A 23,243-nucleotide genomic window follows, 5' to 3' on the forward strand; every position below is an offset into this window, starting at 1 on the left:
CAGTGTGTGCCTCAGGGCCGTGCAGGGCGGCTTCAAGTTCCCGGTAGGAGCGGGCTGTCGGTGATGCCCCAGATCCAGACGGCGTGTTCGGGTGCGTCCCGGATCGCTCGGGTGGTCTTGGCGATGTTGTCCGCTCCCAGCAGTCGCAGCCTGCCGATGGCCAGGTTCCGCAGAGCGGCCATCGCCCGCGGCGCGCTGCCGGTGTGGACGGTGGAGGCGTCCTCGGCGAACACCACATCTCTGACATGGTGGCTGGAGTTTTCGATTCCCCAGTGCCCGCGTACGTATCCGCCCAGGTCAGCGGGGCTGGCCTGGTGGGTATCGAGGCTGGTGACGGCGTAGACCGTCTCCCGGGTCTGCCGCTTGCCGCTCTCCTGGCGGCGCCGGTGGATGCGCAAGGCCAGCCGCGCTTCCGGGAAGGCGATCCCGCCCAGGTTCTCAGCGATGGCCATGGCCTTGACCGAGCGGGACTCCCGCCGCCCGTGCCCGGTCCCGGAGACCGTGTGCGCCACGGGCACCTGCTCCCACGGCAGGGCCTTGACCTGGGCCGACGCGGTCGGCTGGTTTCCCTTGATCACCGCGATGTAGTGGGCCTTCTTCTCTTGCACCAGCCAGCGCACCTGGTCCTTGACGCTGTGCAGGGCGTCGAAGGTGACCACGGCGCCAGCCAGATCGAGTGGTTCCAGCAGCGGGCGGAAGGCGGCTGTCTCGTTGGTCTTGGCCCCCACCTCCCGCTGGGCCAGGGTGACGGTGGGGGCGTGGGTGACGGCGGACAGCAGGTGCCGGTGGCGCTGCTGCCGGTGCGCGGATCCGGACAGCGCCTTGCCGTCCACCGCGATCGCCGGCCGCGGCGACGAGACGGTGCCGCCGACATCGGTGTGGTCGCGTTCGGCCAGGTAGGCACCGATCGCAGTGTCCAGGGCATCGCCGTCGAGGGCGGCCAAGAGCCGGGTGAGGGTGGCATGGGACGGGGCTCGCCGACGTCCGGGCAGGTGGCGGCGGATGCCGAACTGTTCCAGCACCGTGGTGGTGGCGCGCTGTCCCCACTCGGTGATCTCGGTGATCGTCCGGGCGCCGGAGACGACTGCGCAGGCGCAGATCAGCAGCAAGCCGACCAGGGGATACCACCGACCGCGACGCGAACGCGGATCGGGTACGCGCCGGAGGTGGGCGCACAGGCGACCGGTGTCGTGCTCGTGGAGGGGACCCAGTTTCGCCAGAACGGCAGGCACCGGGAAGGATGGAGCGGCAGGCACGGGACCTCAAAGTGATCAGCTGGCGTAGACACCCTGATGATCACCGGTCTCGTGCCTGTGCTGTTGCCGCGTCAACTCCCGCTGGGCGCGGACGATCTACGCGATCCCGGAACTTGCAACCGCCCTGAGGGCCGTGTAGGTGGGGTACTCGTCTCCGCGTAGGAGGAAGTGCCGACCTGGATCCCTTCTGGCCGTCGGTGGAAAGGGAGCGAATCGCTGCTCGCCTTTGGTGACCTCTGCCCAGACGTAGATGGAAGAGGCCAGCCGTTTGCCGTCGTCACTGGCGATGCCGCGCCGCGCGCGGGACGTGGACGTCTGTTCAAGCAATTGCTGCCAGGTATCGACGGGGATCGACCAGCCGAGCAGGGCCTCTCGTCGTCGGTGATAGTTGATCGACGGTGTTCTTTCGAGCTCTCCTGCCAAGCAGTCGATCGCTGCGTCGAACTTATCGATCAGATCCGCTGAGCGCAGACGGTTCACTAGATCTCGGATTGCCCCGATACGCTTGCCGCTCTGATTCATGCCGAGAAACTGCGAAGCCTCGCCAACTGAGCCGCCCTTGACTCGCTGGACGAGCAGAATGGCAGATGAGCGACGCAATGCACATGGGTTGACGACTGGGAACTCGGCGAGGTGGCGGGCTGCCCAGTCGTCCAGCAGGAAGGCGGGGACGTGCAGAGGAAGGAATTTTGCTTTCGGGTGAGGGCGCCTCCGGCCTTTCTGGCCGGTGCATCGATATCTGGTGAGGACTGTGTCTGCCGCCTGTTGGAATTCCGGCGAGCATTCCTGTCTGACGCCTTTGAAGGCCACTTCCCAGGTGTTGTAGAGCTGCGCCCTCCGGATGCCTGGTTCAGAGGTCGGCATGAGCGGGGCAAATGCGGTGGCCATATCGGGGGAGCTGAGCATGGTGTCTGCGGTCAGGAGGATTGCGGCGCAAGCCCGCGCATCGACGGGAGGGGAGTTGGAAGTGAAAGTGGCGGTGCCTGCTGCTTCTCCCCTGCGCCGTTGGGTCAGGACCCGGTCAGCGGCCAGAGTCGTCGGGTCAGAGACGTTGGGGTGGGCTGCCGGCCATGTCGCGATGATGAGTGAACTGAGCAGGTGGAGTTCAGTGAAGTAGCTGGCCGACTGCTCCGCTGGGTGGTGGGGATCGAGTTTTGCGAAGATCCGGCCTTGCAAGTCGACATGCTGCTGCCTGGGTGCGTCCTGCGCACGTGTTGACCGATCAAGTCGTGCGCCGCAGATCGCGATGAATTGACCGCGAGAGGGCGCCGAGGCAGATACCACAGAGGATCGGCACTGCGCTGGGTGCAACCCGACCTTGGCGCTGCGTGAGATCAAACGTCGGTGCTTATTGCCCGTGACGGGCTGCCAGCATGCAGGACAAAGGTGTTCCAAAAAACATCGGTGCTCGGCGCAGAGGAATACGTCGGGCAACCGCCATAGCGCATTCCATGTCCCTCCGAAACGTCGCTGAATAAGGGAGCTGTCGCCAGCCAGGCAATGCGGGCAGTACCGGGCGGCCTTCCCGAAGAGCCAATGCAGATACATTGCTCTTTGAAGTGCTTGCCGAACCGGCGGGAAGCGGGAGGCGAGGGGCCGGAGAGTTAGGGCTTCAACTTCCGCGAGGGAAAGTCGGGTGGCCAGGCGAAATCTTCCGCCATGCTGGCCGGCAGTTCGGTGGAAAGGACTGGACTGACATAGGTGGACCCTTGGCCCAGCCCTGTTCGGCGGATCAGATCGGCCGGGGGCACTGCGAGGCGGTAACTCAGCCTGAGCAGGAACCCAGGGAGAGATGAGGTTCCCCCGTTACTCGGGAGATGCTGATCAGCTGGTCAGGGAGGGTTGACGGGGTTTCAGGTTCGCTCTTCTGGTCGTTGCCTGATCGGAGTAGTACCTCTCCTCGAACTCGATCGGGCTGAGGTAGCCGAGCCGCTTCTGGATGCGCCGACTGTTATAGAAGCCGTCGAAGTACTCGAAGAGTGCGAGGTTCGCTTCGGCCCTCGTGGCGAAGACACGGCCGCGGACGCACTCGGTCTTTGTCAGCATCCACAGATTCTCCGCGAGGGCGTTATCGTAACTGTCCCCGACCGAACCCATCGAAGCCTCAACGCCCGCCCGTAGAAGGCGGGTTGTGAGCTTAATGGATGTGTATTGGCAGCCGTGGTCGGCGTGGTGGACGAGCTTGCCGGGCTCAACCTCGCGGGAGGCGAGCGCGTACTCGAGACTGGACAGGACCAGGTCGGCGTCCGCGCGGGCGGAGGTCTCCCAGGCCACCACTCTGCGGGAGAACGCGTCGCGGATCGCGGACAGCCACAAGGGGCCCTCGCTGGTCGCGATCATCGTCAGGTCGGTGACCCACAGCCGGTTCGGCCTCTCGGCGGTGAAGTCCCGGTTGACGAGGTCCGGGGCGAGCGTGGCCTTGGGATCGCGGCGCGTGAAGCCCTTGCGGCGTGGGCTTAGACCCGCCAGATCGGCCTCGCGCATCAACCGTTCGACCCGCTTGCGGCCCACATGGACGCCCTCGCGTTTCAGTATGGCGTGGACACGCGGCGACCCGTAGACGCCACCGGACCCGGTGTGGATCTCCTTGATCTGCTCGGTGAGCTCGACGTCGCGGCGACGCCGCTCGCAGGGCTCCTTCTCGGCGCGGCGCCAGCGGTAGTAGGTGGAGGAGGCGATGGAGAGTTCCCGAAGTACGCACTCGACTCCCAGGTGGGGGTGCTCGTCGAGGAGCGCGGTTACCTGGGCCGGGTCGGGTCGAGTTGCGCCGCGAAAAACGCCGAGGCCGTCCGTAGTACGTCGTTCGCCCGCTTGAGCTGGGCGTTCTCCTTTCGCAGTGCCATGAGCTCGGCGTGTTCGTCGGTGGTCAGCCGGTCATCACGCTCGCCGGCATCCGCCTCGGCCTGGCGGATCCAGCCACGCAGAGCCTCCGGATGCACGCCGAGGTCGACGGCCAGTTTCTTGATCTGCGGCTTCGGATCCGAGGTGCGATACATCCGCACCGCACGCTCACGCAACTCCAGCGAGTACTTTCTGGGGGCAGCCATGGCCGATGTTCCTCTCATGAGAACCATCTGACCCTCTGTCACCATCTTCCGCATCTCGGGGGAACCTCAAGATTCGCCGGGCAGGGGAGCCAGGCTGCGCGGCAACGGGGTGATCCTGGTGTGCTTCATCCCACCTCCCCGGTCGGCCCCCGGTCATCGAAGACCGTGTTCCGGCCTTGCTTGGTGGCCCGCTTCCGGGACGGGACGAATGGAATCTCGCCGGCGGCGGCATCGCGGGCGGGTGAACCGTCAAGATCGATGGCGATCGTGTCCAAAAGAGCCTCGGTCAGGTGCTCTTGCCCGCAGTCCATGGCCTCGCGGCAGCCGTCCTCGATCAGTCGTTCAAGGAGACCGACCACTCCGCTGGCGCGTTCATAGAGGTACTCGGGCATCGTCCCCGTACTCAGCATGCCGGGGCCGGCGTCGAGCAGACGCAGCGTGTTCTCGACGCCGGTCAGGTGACGGACCCAAGCGGCGATGTTGGCCGGGCTGTCGTAGCGGAAAGGGCCGAGTTCGACCAGGTCGAAGCGCCGCTCGGTCTGGGTGGCCTCCAGGCCGTTGACCCGGCGCGACGAGGCGGGCGGCAGCGTCCACTGGCCGGTGGCGGCGTCGCGTAGGCCCTCGCGCAGCAGGCCGGATGCCTGGATGTTGACGCCGACCAGGACGAGGGTGACGTGCATGCTCATGAACGCCCGGATCAGGTCGAGGGTGTCCTGGTCGTCGGCCCGGTGCATGCGCAGACGTGTGATGTCGTCGATATTACCGACCGCAGGAGCTCGGATACCGGCTCTGAACTGCGATGTTTCATAGACTACATGTCCGCGACGGGGAGTTGGGGCCGTTGCCGAAGTTTGTCCGGGTGGTCTCATGGGGCGGCCCATCCACCGGGATGGTGGACGGGCCGCGATCTGGTCAGAGGAACAGGATCAGGTCGCCGATCCCGGGTCGGTGATGCGGGCTTCGAGGTCGGCGACGCGGCGGTCCTGGAAGCGGAGGTTGGAACGGGCGGCCTTGAGGCGCTCGTCGAGGGTGCGGTTGTCGGCCGTGAGCTGACGGACTCGTTGTTTGAGGGTGGTGTTCTCGGTGGTGATCCGTTGAATGGCTTCCTCGGTCCATTCGGCTTCCAAGTCCCTTATCTGGCCAAGGAGTTCACCGATTCGGGTCCGCTGGGTGAGGATCTCGCCGTGGGTGGCCTTGAGGGCGTCTTCGGCATTCAGAGCGCGTTCGCGCCAGGTCGTCTCACGTTCCTCGTCCTGGTCGGCGAGCAACTGGGTCCGGCGGTCTCCGGCCTCGGCCATCGCGGAGGCGATGACGGCTCTGGCCTCGGGATTGTCGTAGAGGAAGGTGCGGGAGACGTCCGCGCGACGGGCGACGGCGGCAACGCTGACCTGGGCCTTCTCGCGCCGGAGTCGGGTGATGGCCTCGCTGACCCGCTTCAGGGCGGTCTCGGTCTTGTGGCGGCGGGCGGCCAGGGCGGCGGCGGTGCGGGGTTCGGGAACGGCAGCGGTCTTCATGCGATGTCCTGCTCGGGGTCGTTGTCGTCGGTTATGTACGTATCGCTGTACTCGTTCTGCTCTTCGTCGCCCGCGTCGGCGAGGTCGGCGGCGCGGAAGGCGGTGGACCAGACGCGGTGGAAGTAGTCCTGGGGTTTGCGCAGGTCCAGGGCGAGAGCGTCGTCGAGTAGGCCGAGGCCGGCCAGGGCCTTCTCCAGGCCGTCGATGGCGCGGGCGGTGGGCTCGAAGTAGCGGTGCAGGTAGTCGGCCGTGGCGTCGTCTGGGGCGCCCTCGGCCAGCAGCCGCCATTGTTCGCGCTTGCGCTGCCAGTAGAGGAGGTCGGCGCCGGAGAGGACGAACTTGTCGCAGTTGTGACAGTCGAGGTTCCAGGGGCAGGCGCCGCCGTCGACGACGGGCTGGAAGGTGCAGAACCCGCCCTCGGCGGGGGTGCTGCGGCGGGCGAGGTCGATGGCGAGGGCCTGGGCCCGCTCGCGGGTGAGCGGGGTGGTGTCACCAGCAAGGAGTTCGCCGGGTTGGGCGGTGCCGGGGCCGGCGACCCAGACGTGCTGGAGGACGTTTTCCAGGTCTTCGCTGGTCAGATGTACGTAGTGCTCTGCCATCCGGTCCGAGACCTGGCCGAGATAGCGGCGGATGTGGGTCAGGGTGGCTCCCGCCCGAAGCAGGCTGGTGGCCAGCGTGTGGCGGGCCTGGTGGGGAACGAGCTGGCCGAGGTCGAGCTCGGTGATCCATTGCCGGAATCGTCGGTGGAACCACTGGTAGGACAGGGCGGTGGACCCGTCGGGGTTGCGGACCTTGCTGGTGAACAGGGCGAGTTGGGCGCGTTCGGCACTGGTTGGGCGACGTCCGTGCCGGGCGACGAAGCGGTCCAGCGTCTTGCGCTGCCGCTCGGCGAGAGTGTCGTAGAGGCTGTCGGGGATACGTATCGCCGTGTCGTAGTTGCCGACCTTGGTCTGGTCGTGCCAGAACATCGCCAGACCGCCGTAGCGGCCGATGCAGTTCCAGCGCACTTTGAGGACCTCGTTCACGCGGCGGCCGGTCACGACGATGGTCTCCCAGACGTCCCGCATCCCCTGGTCATCGGGATCGTGGGTCTGTGCGAGGTGGGCGAGGTTCGCCTCGTCGGCCAGGGCCCGGGCGACCTCGTCGGGAAAGGGCCGCCGGGCCCGAAGCGGCTCGCCCCCGGCGAAGGGCATGGCGATGATGAACTCGCGATCCAGGCCGAGCTGTTCGGCCGCGCCGTTCTCCAGCGCGTGCCGCAGCAGCTTGCGGACTCCGTTGAACACGTCGGTGCGGGTGACGGAGGTGACCGTCGACAGCTTGCCGTAGAGCCCCTTCATCACCAGCGAGGGCAGCCCATGGCGTTCACGGTGCTGCTGATCGGCGATGAAGCGGTGCATGATCTCCACCCGCAAAGAGCTCGGGTCATGGCCTCCGCCCGGGGCATCGACCTCCATGAACGCGCTCAGCTCGGTGCAGGCCCGGCGAATGCCGTCGATGGGCACCGCGGTGCGCGGGCGGTGGGGCGAACGGATGAGCTCCGCGGTGTAGTCCCAGAGCAGGTCACGCAGCCAGCGCTGAGTGATGCGAGTCAGGTCGATGTGGCTGGCCCGGTGAGGGAAGCGGATGCCGAAGTGGTCGGTCTCAAGGAACCCGGCATCCCGCGTCTGTTCGGGCGTGAAATAGACCAGCCGCAGGTAGTGGAGCATCTTCTTCACGATCGAGGTGTGGAAGCGCGGGAAGTCGTCCAGGTCCAGGTCGGTCAGCGAGCCGGCGTCGCGTTCACGCGCGAGGTTGACGAGCTTCTGGATCCAGTCCAGGCGCCAGATGCTGTGCCGATCCTGCTGGGTATGGGCAAACAGGGCGTACTGGATCTCGGCTCGCAGCAGCGGCCGCAGACCGCGCAGGTTGACCAGTCCCGGCCGCGGGGCCGGATCGACCGTCGCGCACCATCCGCGGAAGGCATCCTCGTCCGTGCAGGAGACCGGGACGGAGTGTCCCTGGCTCTCATAGCGCTGCCACCAGCTGGCCGGAAGAGCCGCCCCGCCGGGGCGGCGGTCGCGCTTGTAACGGTGCCAGTGCCAGCTGCACAAACCCAGCGGCGACTCTGCCTGCCCGGGGCAGACCGTGGCCTTGCAGTTTCCGTAACCCTCGCGGGGCGCTTGCTCGGCAACCCACTGCTCGAAGTCCGCCGCGGAATCGCGCGGGGCGACGTAGTACTTCCAAGAGCTGTAGTGGTAGCGACACAACCGCAGGTCGGTTCGCGGCTCCGCCGGCCGATCGGGGCAGATCAAGCACGGGCCCTCGCGCTCGAACTCGGCCCGGGACAGCGGCTGTGCCGCGGTGAGGAACTCCGCCCGCGTCGTGCCCGACTCCCGCGCCTTTCCCCACTGATGAAGGTGGTTGGAGCACAGGTCCGTCCCTCCGGACCGGACGCGTTCGCAGGCGCCGACGACGCATCCCCACTGGTAGACGGGGTGGTCTTGGGGAACCCGTACGAGTACTCCACGGAAGATAGGATCGAAGAACGGGGCACCGATCAACGCGGTGAGGATCTCCAGCCGGTCCCGGCCCTCGCGGTCGGGACGTTCGGTGTAGAGCGGCAGCAGCGAGTTCGCGGTCACTTCGTCTCACCCCAGACCGAACGCAGTGCGGCATCGAACACCGGGTCGTGGACATCGACATGCCCATAGACCTCATCGACCATCGCGGCCGACGCCCAGCCACCTGCGTCGCGGGCGATCAGGGTGTTGCCGTCCGCGGCATCGAGAACCGCCGAGGTAAACGTGTGCCGGAAGGCATGGGGTTTCACCAGCCCCAACCCGGCGCGTTTCCCGGCCCGGCCGAGCATCCGCCGGGCGCCGACCGGCGCCCACGGCTGGCCGGTATCAGCGCCGTGCAGCTGGACCAAGAGCATGCCGTGCCCGGCGCCGCGCGGGTACTCGGTCGTCATGTACTCGAAGTAGGAGTGCACCATCGCGGGACTGACGCGCTTGATCAGCCCGCCGGTCACCGTCCCGCGCTCGACCCGCCAGGAGTGCTTGGTCTTGGCCTCGGCCCGGTTCAGGTTGCCGGGCCGGTGGCAGACGTGCAGGTGCGGGGTGCGGCACTCGCCGCAGGCCGCGTTCTCCCGCAGGTGCAGGTCGACGAGGTGCAGCCCGCAGAGCTCGCCGATCCGAAGCCCGCCGTCGGCGAGCCAGTCGACGACCAGCCGGTCACGGGCGGTGTTCACCGTCCCCAGCAGCCTCTCCCTGGCCCCCTCCGGCAGCATCTTCGGGTGCCGGCGGTGCGGCCCCTTCGGCGCCAGGGGGTTGGTCGGCAGCGTGTTCTTCACATGCCCGAGGAACGAGCGGCGCCTGTCCGCCCGCGTCGGCAGGCGGGACTTGTCGAGCTTCTTGCCGAGCTCGCCGTTGATGCCGCGAGAAGCCTGCAGCAGGTAGAAGCCCTTCAGGCAGGCGGCCGCGGTCGACAGCGCCGAGCGGCCGTAGGGGCGCTTGCCCACCCGCCACGGTTCTCCGAGCGGTATGCGAACCTCGGCGCCGACGATGCCCATGTACCGTTCCAGATCCCGCAGTTGGACCGTGCCGAAGGTCAGGCACTCACGCTCCAGCCACCGCAGGTGGTCCACCAGGTAGTACGCGTAGGTCTTCTGCGTGCCCGAGCCCTCGTGCTCACGCAGGAACCGGTCCGCCTCCGTGTGCAGTGTTCCCTCGGGCCAGACGATCGTCCACGACCGCTGCCCGTCCTTCCGCTCGATCCGCTGGACCCTCAGGTCCCCGACCATGACGTGCCGTACCACTTGTCCTCCGTACCGACTCCAGAACATGACTGACGTCCCGGACACGGTCGGTAAACAAGCCCAGGACGTGCTGATCACAGTCCCAGACGGACATCACTGGCAGGACTACGGGCGGTCGGTAAAGTCGATGATCAAGACCTTCACCCCGTGGTCTCTGAGCGACTCGGCGACCTGGCGGACGAGCTGCGGCAGGGTCAGGCTCCGGGACGGGGCCCTGAAGAAGTTCAAGATGGTGACGCAGGTGCTCTTGGGTGTCGCGGTGACCGGAGCCTGGACGTAGACGACTGGGGAGTGCAGGTCGACCGTGCCCGGCACGGACGCTGGGTTGGCCGACTTGTGAAGTTTCAGCCACCGGTCTTCGAACGCGGCGACGACCCGGCAGACGGTGGCGGTCTTCCCATGCTGGCCCCAGCCGCTGACCATGGCCCCGGCCAGAGTCGGGTCTCCCTTCTTGCGGGTGTTGGCGGTGAGCCGGCGGTCGATCAGCCGGGACACCTTCGCCTCCATCGGCGTCTCCTGCAGCGGCAGATTCACGTTGGTCATCTGCCGGAAGGTGTCGTAGTCGTCACGTCTCCTGAGCGGCAGCGTCGCCCAGTCCAAGGCGGACAACCGCTGGGCCGGCACCAGCAGACCGCGGGTGGCCCGGAAGTGCTGCCAGCCGGCGAACGTGTCGCGGCTGGGTGTGTCCGACAGGATCAACTCGGCGATCCTCCTCCGGGAGGGCAGACCAGCCAGCAGATCGCGTGCCACCGTCCTGTTGGTCATGCGTCGTCCCCCGGTTCGTCATCCAGATCGGGCAGCAGGAACAGGCTCCGCTTCCGCAGGGCGTCATCGAGCAGTTGAGGAGCGGCCGGTGGCCGGCCGAGGTCTTCGCGGCGCCGGCGTAGTTCCGCGTCGACGGCGGCCTGGACGGTTCGCACGTCCCGCGACCACGACGGTTCGGCCAATTCCTCGGCGGCCACGTACGGACTTACCTCCTCAGCCGCCGTCTCCTTCGGTGGGGGGCGGTCGGATTCCGCTGCCCGGCCTTGGGCGGTCAGGCGGGACCGGGCGACCTTCTCCTTGCGGGTCATCTGGCTGGGCCACTGATCGACCGGGTTCACCGTCCGGAGGATTTCCAGGAGCAGGGGCAGAAGCTCGGCGTCGCCGAGGGGCTTGAGCTTGCGCTGGCGGACGTCGGCCATGAGGGCCTCCACGGTCTTGTCCGAGAAGGCAGGAATCTCGCCCTGTGACGAGAGTCCCGTCCAGCGCAGGTCGTGCCACGTGTCGTGGTCGTCCGGGTCCTGGAGGAAGACCTTGCGGCGATCGCGCCGGTCGCTCCGGACGGCCCATCGCCCTCCGTGTCGGCCGCCGCGGGCCGAGGGGCCCTGGAAGCGGGGCTCGTCCAGCACCGGGTCGTAGTAGTAGAGCCCGAGGATCTTCACCCCGCGACGCGGATGGATCATCACGTCGTGCTTGCGCAGCAGCTTGTAGTAGAGGTCCGGGGTCGGGATCTGCATGGCCCAGCCACCCTGGTGCATCGCTGCGGCGAACAGTGAGTTCGGGCTGTGCTGCCCGCCGGGCTCCCAGCTGGGGGCGTACTCACCGAGGGCGTGGTTCTGCCAGATCTTCACGATCCAGGTCGCGATGACGTGTTCCATCTGCCCGATCGTCAGCACCGCGTCGGCCTCGGGATCCGCGCCGCGGTCGGCGACGTCGGTCCCCGTGAACCCCAGCAGGTGCTCGAGAAGCATCGTCTTCAGCGAGCTGAAAGCCCGCTCGACCGCGAATTTATCGCGAGTCGTCGACTGCACCCGATCGGGACAGTCGGCCTGGATTTGTGCGGGTCACGCACCGGTTCCACCCGTGGTTCGGGAAGGAGTTCGCGTTCGTGGATCGTCGGCATACCTGGGACGAGGACCGGGTCTCGATGGTCGGTGAGGACGGGGCGGTGACCTCGCTGCCTGCGGCGTGGACCGATATTGACCCTGTCGATCCGTTCGTGGTGCTGGCCGCGGGACGCTGCCCGTTCCGCATCACGGATCTGCTCGCCGTCGCGGATCACCTGGATGCCCTGAAGGTTCGAGGTGTCGGCGGATCGGCGCCGTGAGCGTCGCCTGATCCACGCCGTCACCGGGCTTCACTGGAAGGCGGGGCGCGCGAAACTCGTCGGCGGTAGCGCGTTTCACCTGCTGGTTTGCCTCCGTGCGCCCCGTCGGCGGCCTTGGCCGCCGACGGGGTCGGCGCGAACCTGATGACAGGAATTTGGGCAGAGAGGCGACTGATGACGACGATGGTGGAGGACCCGAAGGTGGCGGCGCTGGTGGCGACCCGGTCGCTGAACCCGCGCCCGGAGAAGGTGACCGACGTGGTGTTTCTGGCCTCGCGGTTCTGCGACGCCAGGGACGTGGTGCAGGTCAAGTACGAGATGGTGCGCCGGGTGCGGATCGACAAGGTGCCCGTCACGCAGGCGGCCCGTGCCTTCGGGTACTGCCGTCAGGCGTTCTATGAGGTCGCCGCTGCCCTGGACGCCGGCGGCCCGAGCGCCCTGGCCGCCGGGAAGCCGGGCCCTAAGGGTCCGCTGAAGCTCACCGAGGCGGTGATGGTGCAGGTCGAGGGCTGGCTGGCGACCGATCCGGCCCTGAAGTCCCGGGAGCTGGCCGAGCGGGTGGAGGCCGTCTTCGGCTTTCCGGTCCATCCGCGGTCGGTGGAACGGGCACTGGCTCGTCGGCGGGAGTCCAGCGACCCGGAGGAGCCCATAGTCCGGTCCTGAACCGGACGTTGCCGCGGGCGTTGAGAACTACGAGCGTCTGCGCGGGGCGTCCGCTGGGCCGCGGCACGGGCTCGCGGTGCTGGCCGCCAAGGGTCTGGTCACGTTCCTGCGGGTGACCGCCGCCCTGGTGAGCGCCGTCCCGCGACGGCTTCCGGTCTCGGCGGCGCCACCGAGCCTGCCGGGACCGGTGGAGCCGGAAATCATCCGTGTCTGGTCCCGAATGGTCCTGGCGCATGCCCCTTGACCTGCGCGATTCACGTACTGGAGTGGGAGATGGATGAGCAACTGTTCGGGCCCGCGCTCAAGGTGACTGCTGATCATCTGACCCGGGACGCGTATCTCTATGTCCGCCAGAGTTCGATCAAGCAGGTCCTGCACAACACCGAGTCGACGGTGCGGCAGTACGGGCTCAAGAGCCGGGCCATCGCGCTGGGCTGGCCCGCCGACCGGATCATCGTCATCGACACCGACCAGGGCCAGTCCGGCGCCACCGCCACCGACCGGGAGGGCTTCCAGCGTCTGGTCACCGAGGTCGGCATGGGCCACGCCGGAATCGTGCTCGGCCTGGAGGTATCCCGCCTCGCGCGCAACAACACCGACTGGCACAGGCTCCTGGAAATCTGCGCGATGTCCGGGACGCTGATCCTGGACGAGGACGGCCTCTACGACCCCTGTGATTTCAACGACCGGTTGCTGCTGGGTCTCAAAGGATCAATGTCAGAGGCGGAGTTGCACCTGCTCAAGGCACGTCTTCGGGGCGGACAGCTGTCCAAAGCCCGGCGCGGGGACCTGATCAGTCCTATTCCGATCGGCTTGGTCTACGACCCTTCGGGCAAGGTCGTACTCGACCCCGATGCCGCGATCGTCGCCGCGATCCGCGCGGTCTTCGACTACTTCGACGCCACCGGCTCGGCCACCGCTGTGGTGAAGGCGTTCAACCACGACGGTCTGCGACTGCCCCGGCGACTGAAGCACGGCCCGGACAAAGGGAAGGTCGTCTGGGCGCCGGCCGCGCATTCACGGATTCTGAAGATCCTGCACAACCCGCGCTATGCCGGAGCGTTCTTCTACGGCCGCTACCAGCACAAACGCAGCCCCGGCAGCGGGAAGAGCGGGCCACAGCTGCGACCACGCGAGGAGTGGATCGCGCTCTTCCCAGGCCACCACCCCGGCTTCATCACCTTCGAAAAGTACGAGGCCAACGAGGCCAAACTCGTCGCCAACGCCACCGCTCACGGGAAAGACCGACGGCACGGCCCGCCGCGCGAGGGCCCCGCCCTGCTGCAGGGCATCACGGTCTGCGGGATCTGCGGACGCCGCATGACCGTGCGCTACCACCAGCGCAAAGACCGTGTCGAGCCCGAGTACGTCTGCCAGGCCAGAGGCATCGAGCACGGCAACCCCGTCTGCCAGCGCGTTCACGGCGCCGGCGTCGACGCCGCCGTCGGACATCTGCTGGTACAGGCACTGACCCCGCTCGCGCTGGAGGCCGCCCTGGCCGTCGCCGAGGAACTGGCCACCCGCGCGGACGACGCCGACCGGCTGCGGGCCGCCACCGTCGAACGTGCCCGCTACCAAGCCGACTTGGCCCGGCGCCGCTATCTCGCGGTCGACCCGGACAACCGCCTGGTCGCCACCAGTCTGGAGGCCGACTGGAACGCCTGTCTGCGTGAACTCGCCGAGGCCACCGACACCTATGAGAAGACGAAAGCCTCCGGCATCGGCGCCCTGGATGACACTCAGCGGGCCCGAATCACCGCTCTGGCCAGCGACTTCCCGAAACTGTGGAACGACCCGGCCACCCCGGTGCGGGAACGCAAACGCCTGGTCAGGCTACTGATCACCGACGTCACCCTGGCCCGCGCCGAGCAGATCACCGCGCACGTCCGCCTCCGTGGCGGCCAGGAACACACCCTGACGATGCCCGTTCCGCTGGCGTCCTGGCAGATCCGCCAGACTCCACCGGAAGTCGTCACCGCCATCGATCAGCTCCTGGACGACCACACCGACGGCCAGATCGCCAAGATCCTCACCGACCGCGGCCACCTCAGCGGCAGCGGACACCCCCTCCAGGCCCGGATCATTCAGCACATCCGCACCGCCCACCGTCTCCTCAGCCACCCCCAACGACTGGCCGACCTGGGCATGGTCAGCCTGCGCGAGATCTCCCGCCGCCTGGAAGTACACCCCAAGACCGTCAAGAAGTGGCGCGACGACGGACTGCTGAGCGGCCGCCTGGCCAACGACAAGGGCGAGTACCTATACCACCTGCCCGACCCCGACTTCACCCGCCCCCGCACCGGCCGACCACCGGCCTACGAACTGGTCGACAACCCAACACCCGCCGCATCAACCGAAAGAGGCGCAGTATGAACCCCGAGGTTTGTCCGACGGCCGCAAGGTGCGGGCGGGAAGGATGTTGCAGCCGATCTCGTCCTGGGCCTGCACGATCTGGTGGTTCTTGTAGGGGGCGCCGTGGTCGGTGGTGACTGTCTCCGGGGCGAAGAACGGCAGGCCCGCGACCTTGTGGCCGGCGAAGTCGGCGATGATGTCGGCCGGGACCCCGGGGTAGGGCCACTGCATCTCCTCGCCCCAGCCCTCCCGCATCGGCAGCGGCATCATCACGTCCCGCAGCAGCATCGCGATGTCCACCGAGGTGTCCGAGACCATCGTCAGGCGGAAAGCGCAGCACGAGTGCGTGTAGAGGTCCAAGGCGAGAGTGAGGACGACCGGGCGTTGTCAACTTGTTGGAGCCTGCGGTGGCGTGATCGGGTTCGGGATGTGTCTGGCCGCGGTGGGGTCCCTGGGTCAGGCCGCAGCGGGCAGGCCGGCACCGGTGGTGATCTGCCTCCAGGTGGTGAAACGGTCGGTCATCTCGGTGCGGTGGCCGGGTGCGGTGAGGCGGTGTCGGCGGGGTCGGAAGTGTGGGGAGATCCGGCTGAAGGCTCCCAGGAACCGTTGGGCTGAGCCGACGGAGCGGAAGCCTTTCATCGCGCGTTCGCGTTGCCGGGTCGGCTGATGGGAGTTCTCCGCCCGGTTGTTCAATCCCTTGTGCGCGCGGTGCTCGACCGACGGCAGCACCTCCCGGAGCGCGGCCCCGTAACTACGGAGCTTGTCGGTGACCACCACCCGCGGCACCGACCCGGTCCCCTTCAGCAGTTTCTTGAAGAAACGCCTGGCCGCAACCGTGTCACGGCGACTGGTCACCAGAATGTCCAGGACATTGCCGTCGGCGTCGACGGCCCGCCACAGGTACTTCAGCTCGCCATTGATCTTGAGGAACACCTCGTCCAGATGCCATTTATCGCCCGGCCGCGGCTGGCGTCGGCGCAGGGCGCCCGCGTAGGCAGGGCCGAACTTGCGGGTCCACTGACGGATCGTCTCGTACGACACGACGACGCCGCGCTCCAGCATCATCTCCTCCACCTCACGGAAGCTGAGGGGAAAGCGGTAGTACAGCCATACGCAGTGCGCGATGATCTCCGGCGGGTAGCGGAAACCCCGGTACGACGCTGCCTGTACCGACTCCACAACCTGCCCCTTCACCAGCCACGACCAACCCGATGATCATGACAGTCAGACCACCCTCAGCCCAAGTTGACAACACCGTTGGGCGAGCTGGACGATGTGGAAGCAGTCGACGACCACGACCGCATCGGGCAGTGCGGTGCGCACGGCGGCCCGGAAGGTCGCGCACAGGTCGATGGCGACGTACTTGACGTGCTGTTTCCAGTGTTCGGGCTGGAGGGTGAGCCAGGCGGCGACGCAGGCGGCGTTGCGTCCCTCGACCTGGCCGAACAGGCCGCGTCCGCCGATGGCGTCGACGAAGCCGATGTGCCAGGCATCCGCGAGGAGTTCCCACTTGCCGGTGTCCGGGTTCTGCTTCCAGACCGGCTTGCCGCGCCGGGTCTCATCGATCCCGACCGCCTCGGTGGCCTCGGGCTCGGCAGGCAGGGCGGTGGCGGCGAAGGAGATGAAGCAGCGGTGGACGACCGGCCAGGAGAGCCCCAGATCGCGGCCGGTCTGGACAATGGTGCGGCCGCCGTCGACCACCGCCGCCCCAGCCGCCCGGCGCAACGTGATCGTCGTCCGCATTCCGGCAGTAACCTGCGGTATCTGCTCGGTGAACGAGCCGCGCTCGCACCGGGTTTCGGCGCAGTACCAGCGGGCCTTGCGCCAGTGGACGGCCACGGGCCGGCCCCCGCAGGGCAGGTGCCTGGGCCGGGTGGTGCGGTAGTCCTTGAGCCGGGTGGCGAACACCCCGCAGCCAGGACAGGCCCGCGCGGCCGGGTCGGCGGTCACCACGTGCACCAGGCTGCCGCCCGCCCCGTCGTCCACGACGTTCACCACACTCACCCCCTCTACCCCCAGCAGGCGCGTCGCCGCCGCGTTGATCTCTGTATCGTTGATGGTCGAGCCCGCAGGTTCTTCTTGATCCGTTGTCTAGACACCAACCATGATCACGAAGCCCTGCGGGCTCTTCACATCGGGGGCGCCACACCCGACTAAACGTCACGCTGCGTAGCCATCGCGGCCGTTGGCACTCACCGCACCCCCACCAAGCTCGAAGACCCGTCATTCGTAGTAGCCGGACTTGGACACGTCGAGGCGTTCACACATGAACTCAACGGGGAACGCGTACTCCGCAGTGTCGAGTCGCATCGTTTCGATGAACTCGTACTTGCTCCCTACCGGGGATCCTTCGCGAAGTACGCAGCGCATTTTTTCAGGAAGGCGTTCTCCATCTCCAACTCGCGGATACGCCGGTCCTGTTCCTTGAGCCTGGCACGCTCATCGACGGGCAGCGGCCCGGTCTGTTTCCCATGCTCGCGCTCATACCGGCGAACCCAGGTACGCAGCGTCTCGGAATTCACATCAAGTTCCCGAGCCGTCTGGGAAATCGGCCTGTTTGACTGGAGCGCCAACTGGACCGCTTCTCGGCGAAACTCCGGGGTGTACGGAACGCGTGCCACTTCGTGCTTCCTCATTTCCTGGACAGGGCAACCCTATTGGGTCACTGTCCGGAAACTTCGGGGCCCCTGAGTTGGACCACCGCATGGTTGGTGACGCGGGACTTGGACCGGCGGCGAACCGCTGTCCTGCGCGGCCTTGGATATCGGCACTGCAAAAAATGTGCAGAGCCAGCCCCGAGGTCGGAGGTCGGGTTGGAGCCGGCGCTCTCGACGCTGGACGCACTGGACGCGCTGGCCACGAAGGTCCGGGTCGTGACTTCGGACGGCGAAGGAGCTCGATCGGTCGCAGGCCGTGATCGGCTCCTCCCACGTCAGGGCCGCTCGGGGGCCCCAAGCTGCCCCAGACCGGTCGGCCGCGCGTCTGGGCAGCAAGCGCCACGTCCTCGTCGACGGGCGGAGCATCCCGCTCGCGGTGTCCCTGACCTGCGGAATCTGCCGGTGACGTTACCCAGGTGATGCTCTTGCCGCGAAGAATCCCGTCGGTAACCGACGGGACGACCACGCCGGTGGCCTGATGCCCTGCTCGGCGACCGCGACCGCGATCACGACCGCGGCTACGACCACGACCACGACCACGACCACGACCGCCGTCCGGTTCGGGGCCTGGGTGTCAAACCGATGATCGCCCGCCGCAGGTTCCCCGCGGGGCTCCGGCCTGTGCGGTCACCGCTGGGTTGTCGAGTGCACGATCGCCTGGTTGCACAGCTATCGTTCGTCTCCGCGTCTGCTGGGAACGACACGACGACACCATGAAGCCTTTCTCGCCCTCGTCATCTGCCCTCTCACCAACCGACACGTCCGACGCCTCTTTCGGACCTCCAAGAGGAGCGCGGTTCACCAGGGGCTGATGGCGGCGCCGTCGACGAAGGTGCCGCTGGGGCCCTGGCGGGTGGTCAGTGCTGCCTCGACGATGGGTGCGGCGCCCTGCTCGACGGTCTGGGACCCCTGGAAGCGGTTGAGGTCGGTGGCGGTGGGGCCGGGGTCGACGACGTTGATGCGGAGGTTGGGGTAGGCGCGGGCGTACTGGACGGTCAGCATGGACACCGCCGCCTTAGCCTTGATCCACTGACGTGGTTTTGGAAGTGATGTTGACTCTGCTGCCCAATTCACTGCGGGGGTGAGGGCGGGTCCGCGATGATCGTTCCTGAGGTCGCTTCTCCGTCGTGCGGCCGTGGAGGCGGTACGGATGTCGATGCGGCCGGTGGGACTCCCGGGGATCCCGGAGCAGACCGTGGTGGTGGCGCGGGCGGCGTTCCCGAAGGGGAGTCTGGCGATACGGGTGCGGGACCAGTTGGCGGAGGTCTTCGCCGATGAGCCGTTCGTCGAGGCGTTCGGGGTGCGCGGGGCGCCGGGCCTGTCGCCTGGGGTGTTGTCGCTGGTGACGGTGTTGCAGTTCGCCGAGGACCTCACCGATCGGCAGGCCGCGGCGATGGCGGTGCGGGCCATCGACTGGAAGTACGCGCTCGGGGCGGAGCTCACCGACACCGGCTTCGATGCCAGTGTGCTCAGCAAGTTCAGGGCCCGGCTCGCGGACAACGGCATGGAGCGGGTGGTCTTCGACCGGCTCCTTGAGCACTGCAAGGACGCCGGTCTGGTGGCGGCCGGGGGCAAGCAGCGCACCGACTCCACCCATGTGATCAGCGCGGTGCGGGACTTGAACCGCCTGGAGCTGGCCGGCGAGAGCGTGCGCGCTGCCCTGGAGGCCCTCGCGGTCGCGGCCCCCCTCTGGCTGGCCGGGCAGATCGACGTGACGGAGTTCGCCGAGCGGTACGGGCCGCGGGTCGACGGCTGGCGCATGCCGCCCTCGCAAACGAAACGCGACCGCCTCGCCCAGGTCTTCGGCCAGGACGCCCTCGCCCTGTGCCGGGCCGCCTGGGCCGATGACGCCCCGGTATGGATCCGTCAGATCGAGGCCGTGCACCTGCTGCGGCAGGTCCTCGTTCAGACCTACATCATCCGCAGCGACAGCCGGGGACGGCAGGTGATCAAGAAGCGGGACGCCGACGACGGCGTCCCGCCCGGTCAACTCCGCCTGGCCTCCCCCTACGACGCGGACGCACGCTGGGCAGCCAAGGGCGATGACCTGTTCTGGATGGGCTACAAGATCCACCTCACGGAAACCTGCTCCACTCTCCCCGACGCCGACGCCGACGCCGACGCCGACGCCGACGCCGACGCCGACGCCGTAGCTGGGGCGGAGGCAGCGGCTGGGGTGATGCCGAATCTGATCACCGATGTGCACACCACCGACGCGACCGTGCCCGATGTGAAGGCGACTGCCCCGATCCAGCGCAAGCTCGCCGCGCACGGGGTGAAGCCGACCGAGCACTACCTCGACTCCGGCTACCCCTCCGCGGACCTGATCACCAAGGCCCTGGGCCAGGGTATCCGCATGGTCACTCCGGTCCTCCTGGACCGCTCCGCGCAGGCCAAGGCCGCCGAGGGCTTCGACAAGAACGCCTTCACCATCAACTGGAAGACCCGTCAGGTCCGCTGCCCCGCCGGCAAGACCAGCTCCCACTGGAACCCGGTGAAACAGCATGGCACCGACGCCATCGTGATCACCTTCAGCGTCCTGACCTGCCGGGAATGCCCCTTCCAGAAGCAGTGCACCACCTCGCAGACCGGGCGCCGCATGCTCACCCTGCGGCCCGAGGAACTCCACGAGAACCTCGCCAGAGCCCGCGCCGAGCAGAAGACCGACACCTGGAAGAACAAATACGCCCTCCGGGCCGGCGTCGAGGGCACCATCAATCAAGCCCTCGACGTCACAGGCATCCGCCGGGCCCGCTACCGCGGCCTCCCGAAAGTCCGCCTCCAACACGCCTTCTCCGCCACCGCGCTCAACGTGATCCGACTCGACGCCCACTGGACCACCGGCCCCCTCGACCGCACCCGCCACAGCCGACTCGAACGACTCAACTACCGACTCTCCGCCTGAACGAATTGGGCAGCAGAGTCGGCACGGACGCCAAAACCGACGGTACGAAGATCCGCACGCGTACGGACAACGCGACCAAGCTGACGACGGCGTACTCCTACGACACCCAGAACCGGCTGACATACGCGCAGGAAGCCGACGCGGCGGGTGCCCGGAAGGCGTCCTGGCGCTACTGCCTGGACAAGGCGGGCAACCTCACCCACCAGGACACCACCGCGGCGACGGCCTGCCCGGCGGCGCCGACGTACACGTACAACGACGCCTCACAGCTGACCGCTAAGGGCGGCAGCACGACGGGCTGGTCGTATGACAAGGCGGGCAACGAAACAGCCGCCGCGACCACCACGGCCCGCACCGGTGAGACCTGGAGCGACTTCAGCCAGCTCACCTCGATCACCACCGGGGGCACGGCCCGCGACCTGGTTTATGCGGGCACGACCAATGACGAGCGCACCAAGCTCGGCGACACCTGGTTCCACAACACCGCACTGGGCCTGGCCGGCTCCACGACGAACGGGGCCGACACCGGATTCATCCGCGAACCAGCGGGCACCCTCAACTCCATGCGCACCGGGGGCAAGAGCTACTACTACCTCACCGACGCGACCGGCAGCGTCCTGGGCCTGGTCGACGAAGCGGGCGAGCGCACCCACACCTACAGCCCCACCGGCCAGACACGCACCACCCCCACGGAAAAGATCACCCAGCCCTACCGCTACGCCGGCACGTACGCGGATCCGACCGGGCTGTACAAGATGGGTGCCCGCTACTACGACCCCACCCTGGGCCGCTTCAACCAACCCGACCCCTCCGGACAGGAAACAAACCCCTACCTCTATGCCGCCGCCGATCCGGTCAACAACACTGACTCCACCGGACTGTGGAGTTGGGGAGACTTTGCAAAGGCTACGATCGGAGCCACTATCACGGGCGCGGCTGGCGGCTGCGCCACGGGCGCCGTGGCGTCCATCTGGACCGGTCCCGGCGCTGTAGCAGGCTGTGGTATCGGAGCTGCGGGGGGCGCAGCGGGCGGCGTGGTCACCGGTTCCTTGGGGTACACGTGGACGCAAGTAACCAAGTAACCGGAAATCACGATTCTCCGGTCACAGTACCTTCGCGGAAGGTCAGGAATGACACTCACACTGATCCTCATAGGTGGAGCAGTCGGAGCTGTATGCGGCCTTATCGCCGTGATCATGGTCGGCAGAAGAAACCGCCAGCGCTGACTTGATGCTTCTCGATTGGCCGCCAAATCCCACTGGCGGCCAATCACCATTCAGGGTGGGCTTCGGCGACCAAGCAGGAGCCGGGCAGGGGCGGTGACGCGGGCTGGACTCCTCCGGCCATCCGACGGTCATCATGGCCGCGCCCAGTTCGGCGACGCTCATCAACTTGAACTACACGCACGGCTACGCCGCCACGTACGCGAGCCCGACAGGGTTGTAAAAGATGGGCGCCCGCTACTACGACCCCACCCTGGGCCGCTTCACCGAGCCCGACCCCTCCGGACAGGAAAGGAACCCCTACCTCTACGCCGGCGGCGACCCCGTCAACCAGATCGACCCCACCGGGCTCTTCAAGCTGAGCGCGTCCCTGGAGGACACAGGGGCCGTCCTGGCCGGCGTCGCCGGCGCCATCATCACGGTTTCAACCGCTCCTGCTTGTACCACCGTTGTAGGCTGCGCAGCCCCTATCGCTGCTGCTGGCGGCACTCTCACCGCTGCTGGAGTTGCGATCGGCAAGTACCAGGAGGCTTTTGAGTGACAGGGAAAAAGCAGGCGATTGCCGTTGGCCTCCTCATCCTTCTGTTCGGTTGTGCACTAGCCGTAGCGGCTGTTGGCAATTTCGCCGTAGCGACTGTACTGATCATCGGAGGCCTTGTCATCGTCGGCGTAGCGGCGATCATCTGGTTGGTGGGCGGTCGGCGATCTTGAGCTAGTTACTCTTGCGGCCCGCCGGACACGGCGGGCCGCTCGTGCCCTCGATGCGGACGCCGGCGAACCAGCCGTCCTCGAAGCGGGGCTCGGATCCGTGCGGGGCGCTGCTCTCGGAGATCCAGGTGTGGGCCCCGGCGATTGCCCCGGCCTCCAGCTGCGACACGATCTGATCCGCCTGCTCGGGGGCGACCCTGGCGGCGGCCAGGGCCTGGAACACGGTCAACCGCGCACTCAAAGCCTCGTGTTGGTGGTGGCTGATGCGGGCCAGCTCCTGGCCGTACGCGTCCGTGTCGTGCTGCTCGGTGCTCATGCTGCCCACCGCAGTCCGAGGCCGGCCAACGCGGCGAGCTTGTGTGCGGTCAGCTTGGCCCGGCGGCTCTTGCTGTTCGACAGGAACACCCCGAGCTTCACCTCACTCCCATCCTCCAGCCGCTCCACATGGGCCCTGGCGACCGTCACAGAGCCCGTACGCGCCTTGTACTGCGCGCCAGGGCCGCCACACCCTTATCGAAGGCACTCACAGGCGCCGCGGACGCCTTCGCGGGCGCCTCCGGCTCCGGGGCCAGGGCCAGCGGTACGATGCCGAGCTGCTCCAGGCGCTGACGCTGCCCGTCCGTCAGGGCCTCCCAGACCGCCGGAGTCCGCTGCCGGGCCAGCCACTTCCCGACGTCCATCCCGTGGACCGTGAACCCCGGCAGGATCTCCGCCGCACCCTCTTCATCGGCCACCAGCTCGCGCAGCGCGGCGTAGTGCCGCTGCCACTCCGTCGGCCACGCCGGGTTCCAGTCCTCGTCGACATTCTTCAACGCCGTTTCCCATTCGGGGTGTTCGGCCAGCGCGCCGGGGCGCCGAAGGTTGGAAAGCCACTGCCCCACCGGCCGGTCCAGCATCGTCGCGGACCGGGGCGCGCACAGCGTCCAGTACTGGTCGTAGTACGCCCTGGCGGCTTCCAGGTTCTCCTGGAAGCGCTCATCCGCCGGAGACCAGACCATGCCCAGCTTCTCCAGCCGCGCGGCGCGCTTACCAG

At 67.5% G+C, this 23,243-nt stretch carries 23 protein-coding genes and 2 pseudogenes; 6 read left to right on the forward strand and 19 right to left on the reverse strand.

The features are described from left to right. Positions 1 to 32 precede the first annotated feature (32 nt). From ACLLJJ_RS42220 to ACLLJJ_RS42270, 11 genes and pseudogenes are all read right to left on the reverse strand, one after another. A complete protein-coding gene (locus tag ACLLJJ_RS42220; protein WP_434600128.1) occupies positions 33 to 1,256 on the reverse strand; it encodes an ISAs1 family transposase in 1,224 nt (407 codons plus the stop codon). 96 nt (positions 1,257 to 1,352) lie between these two features. Continuing rightward, positions 1,353 to 2,432 carry a hypothetical protein gene (locus ACLLJJ_RS42225; protein WP_434600129.1) on the reverse strand — a complete coding sequence of 360 codons (1,080 nt, stop codon included), beginning with the start codon at positions 2,430 to 2,432 and terminating at the stop codon, positions 1,353 to 1,355. Positions 2,433 to 2,660: 228 nt separating this feature from the next. Next, positions 2,661 to 3,050, reverse strand: a pseudogene (locus tag ACLLJJ_RS42230) (TniQ family protein); the annotation flags it as partial. A 30-nt stretch (positions 3,051 to 3,080) separates the two neighbouring features. Further along, the gene (locus tag ACLLJJ_RS42235; protein ID WP_434600679.1) at positions 3,081 to 3,968 is read right to left on the reverse strand and encodes an IS3 family transposase; all 888 of its coding nucleotides are present in this window, start codon (positions 3,966 to 3,968) and stop codon (positions 3,081 to 3,083) included. 26 nt (positions 3,969 to 3,994) lie between these two features. Further along, on the reverse strand, positions 3,995 to 4,303 hold the full coding sequence (locus ACLLJJ_RS42240) for a transposase (protein WP_351285884.1): 309 nt from the start codon (positions 4,301 to 4,303) through the stop codon (positions 3,995 to 3,997). Positions 4,304 to 4,428: 125 nt separating this feature from the next. After that, a complete protein-coding gene (locus ACLLJJ_RS42245; RefSeq protein WP_434600130.1) occupies positions 4,429 to 5,037 on the reverse strand; it encodes a hypothetical protein in 609 nt (202 codons plus the stop codon). A 192-nt stretch (positions 5,038 to 5,229) separates the two neighbouring features. Beyond that, a complete protein-coding gene (locus tag ACLLJJ_RS42250; protein ID WP_434600062.1) occupies positions 5,230 to 5,817 on the reverse strand; it encodes a DUF6262 family protein in 588 nt (195 codons plus the stop codon). Then, the gene (locus tag ACLLJJ_RS42255) at positions 5,814 to 8,438 is read right to left on the reverse strand and encodes a tyrosine-type recombinase/integrase (RefSeq protein WP_434600063.1); all 2,625 of its coding nucleotides are present in this window, start codon (positions 8,436 to 8,438) and stop codon (positions 5,814 to 5,816) included. The genes ACLLJJ_RS42250 and ACLLJJ_RS42255 overlap by 4 nt, the downstream gene beginning before the upstream one ends. Continuing rightward, complete coding sequence (locus ACLLJJ_RS42260) at positions 8,435 to 9,613, reverse strand: tyrosine-type recombinase/integrase (RefSeq protein ID WP_434600064.1); 1,179 nt, start codon at positions 9,611 to 9,613, stop codon at positions 8,435 to 8,437. Before ACLLJJ_RS42260 ends, ACLLJJ_RS42255 begins: the two co-directional genes overlap by 4 nt. A gap of 105 nt (positions 9,614 to 9,718) precedes the next feature. Continuing rightward, positions 9,719 to 10,378, reverse strand: a complete 660-nt coding sequence (locus ACLLJJ_RS42265; protein WP_434600065.1) for an AAA family ATPase — start codon at positions 10,376 to 10,378, stop codon at positions 9,719 to 9,721. Continuing rightward, a complete protein-coding gene (locus ACLLJJ_RS42270) occupies positions 10,375 to 11,346 on the reverse strand; it encodes a hypothetical protein (RefSeq protein WP_434600066.1) in 972 nt (323 codons plus the stop codon). The genes ACLLJJ_RS42265 and ACLLJJ_RS42270 overlap by 4 nt, the downstream gene beginning before the upstream one ends. A gap of 86 nt (positions 11,347 to 11,432) precedes the next feature. Between ACLLJJ_RS42270 and ACLLJJ_RS42275 the strand changes: the two genes are divergently transcribed. The 3 genes from ACLLJJ_RS42275 to ACLLJJ_RS42285 all read left to right on the forward strand — a co-directional run bounded on the left by ACLLJJ_RS42275 (position 11,433) and on the right by ACLLJJ_RS42285 (position 14,738). Next, on the forward strand, positions 11,433 to 11,702 hold the full coding sequence (locus tag ACLLJJ_RS42275; protein WP_434592523.1) for a DUF5372 family protein: 270 nt from the start codon (positions 11,433 to 11,435) through the stop codon (positions 11,700 to 11,702). A 174-nt stretch (positions 11,703 to 11,876) separates the two neighbouring features. Continuing rightward, positions 11,877 to 12,365 (forward strand): helix-turn-helix domain-containing protein, encoded by a 489-nt coding sequence (locus ACLLJJ_RS42280; protein ID WP_434592526.1) that lies wholly within the window; start codon positions 11,877 to 11,879, stop codon positions 12,363 to 12,365. Between the two features lie 273 nt (positions 12,366 to 12,638). Beyond that, positions 12,639 to 14,738 carry a recombinase family protein gene (locus tag ACLLJJ_RS42285; RefSeq protein ID WP_434592529.1) on the forward strand — a complete coding sequence of 700 codons (2,100 nt, stop codon included), beginning with the start codon at positions 12,639 to 12,641 and terminating at the stop codon, positions 14,736 to 14,738. A 9-nt stretch (positions 14,739 to 14,747) separates the two neighbouring features. Here the strand turns inward: ACLLJJ_RS42285 and ACLLJJ_RS42290 are convergent. The 5 genes and pseudogenes from ACLLJJ_RS42290 to ACLLJJ_RS42310 form a co-directional block, all read right to left on the reverse strand. Beyond that, positions 14,748 to 15,089: pseudogene (locus ACLLJJ_RS42290) on the reverse strand (transposase); the annotation flags it as partial. A gap of 84 nt (positions 15,090 to 15,173) precedes the next feature. Beyond that, positions 15,174 to 15,896: an IS6 family transposase gene (locus ACLLJJ_RS42295; RefSeq protein ID WP_434600067.1), complete on the reverse strand. Its 723-nt coding sequence runs from the start codon at positions 15,894 to 15,896 to the stop codon at positions 15,174 to 15,176. A 45-nt stretch (positions 15,897 to 15,941) separates the two neighbouring features. Further along, the gene (locus tag ACLLJJ_RS42300; protein ID WP_434600131.1) at positions 15,942 to 16,721 is read right to left on the reverse strand and encodes a transposase; all 780 of its coding nucleotides are present in this window, start codon (positions 16,719 to 16,721) and stop codon (positions 15,942 to 15,944) included. A 332-nt stretch (positions 16,722 to 17,053) separates the two neighbouring features. Beyond that, positions 17,054 to 17,338 (reverse strand): transposase, encoded by a 285-nt coding sequence (locus tag ACLLJJ_RS42305; RefSeq protein WP_434600075.1) that lies wholly within the window; start codon positions 17,336 to 17,338, stop codon positions 17,054 to 17,056. 834 nt (positions 17,339 to 18,172) lie between these two features. Further along, positions 18,173 to 18,376 (reverse strand): hypothetical protein, encoded by a 204-nt coding sequence (locus ACLLJJ_RS42310; protein ID WP_434600076.1) that lies wholly within the window; start codon positions 18,374 to 18,376, stop codon positions 18,173 to 18,175. A gap of 148 nt (positions 18,377 to 18,524) precedes the next feature. Here ACLLJJ_RS42310 and ACLLJJ_RS42315 point away from each other — a divergent pair, with 148 nt between their 5' ends. The 3 genes from ACLLJJ_RS42315 to ACLLJJ_RS42325 all read left to right on the forward strand — a co-directional run bounded on the left by ACLLJJ_RS42315 (position 18,525) and on the right by ACLLJJ_RS42325 (position 22,043). Next, on the forward strand, positions 18,525 to 20,279 hold the full coding sequence (locus ACLLJJ_RS42315; RefSeq protein WP_434587476.1) for an IS1182 family transposase: 1,755 nt from the start codon (positions 18,525 to 18,527) through the stop codon (positions 20,277 to 20,279). A 5-nt stretch (positions 20,280 to 20,284) separates the two neighbouring features. Beyond that, positions 20,285 to 21,361, forward strand: coding sequence for an RHS repeat-associated core domain-containing protein (locus ACLLJJ_RS42320; protein ID WP_434600132.1), 1,077 nt, complete (start codon positions 20,285 to 20,287; stop codon positions 21,359 to 21,361). A gap of 367 nt (positions 21,362 to 21,728) precedes the next feature. Further along, positions 21,729 to 22,043, forward strand: a complete 315-nt coding sequence (locus ACLLJJ_RS42325; protein WP_434600134.1) for an RHS repeat-associated core domain-containing protein — start codon at positions 21,729 to 21,731, stop codon at positions 22,041 to 22,043. A gap of 171 nt (positions 22,044 to 22,214) precedes the next feature. Here the strand turns inward: ACLLJJ_RS42325 and ACLLJJ_RS42330 are convergent, their stop codons facing one another. The 3 genes from ACLLJJ_RS42330 to ACLLJJ_RS42340 are packed head-to-tail and all read right to left on the reverse strand — an operon-like array spanning position 22,215 to position 23,208. Next, on the reverse strand, positions 22,215 to 22,526 hold the full coding sequence (locus ACLLJJ_RS42330) for a hypothetical protein (protein ID WP_434600135.1): 312 nt from the start codon (positions 22,524 to 22,526) through the stop codon (positions 22,215 to 22,217). After that, on the reverse strand, positions 22,523 to 22,675 hold the full coding sequence (locus tag ACLLJJ_RS42335) for a hypothetical protein (protein WP_434600136.1): 153 nt from the start codon (positions 22,673 to 22,675) through the stop codon (positions 22,523 to 22,525). Before ACLLJJ_RS42335 ends, ACLLJJ_RS42330 begins: the two co-directional genes overlap by 4 nt. Continuing rightward, positions 22,672 to 23,208, reverse strand: a complete 537-nt coding sequence (locus ACLLJJ_RS42340; protein WP_434600137.1) for a helicase associated domain-containing protein — start codon at positions 23,206 to 23,208, stop codon at positions 22,672 to 22,674. Before ACLLJJ_RS42340 ends, ACLLJJ_RS42335 begins: the two co-directional genes overlap by 4 nt. Between the last annotated feature and the right edge of the window lie 35 nt (positions 23,209 to 23,243).

The sequence above is a fragment of the Streptomyces sp. A5-4 genome (assembly GCF_051131715.1).
Lineage (GTDB): Bacteria > Actinomycetota > Actinomycetes > Streptomycetales > Streptomycetaceae > Streptomyces.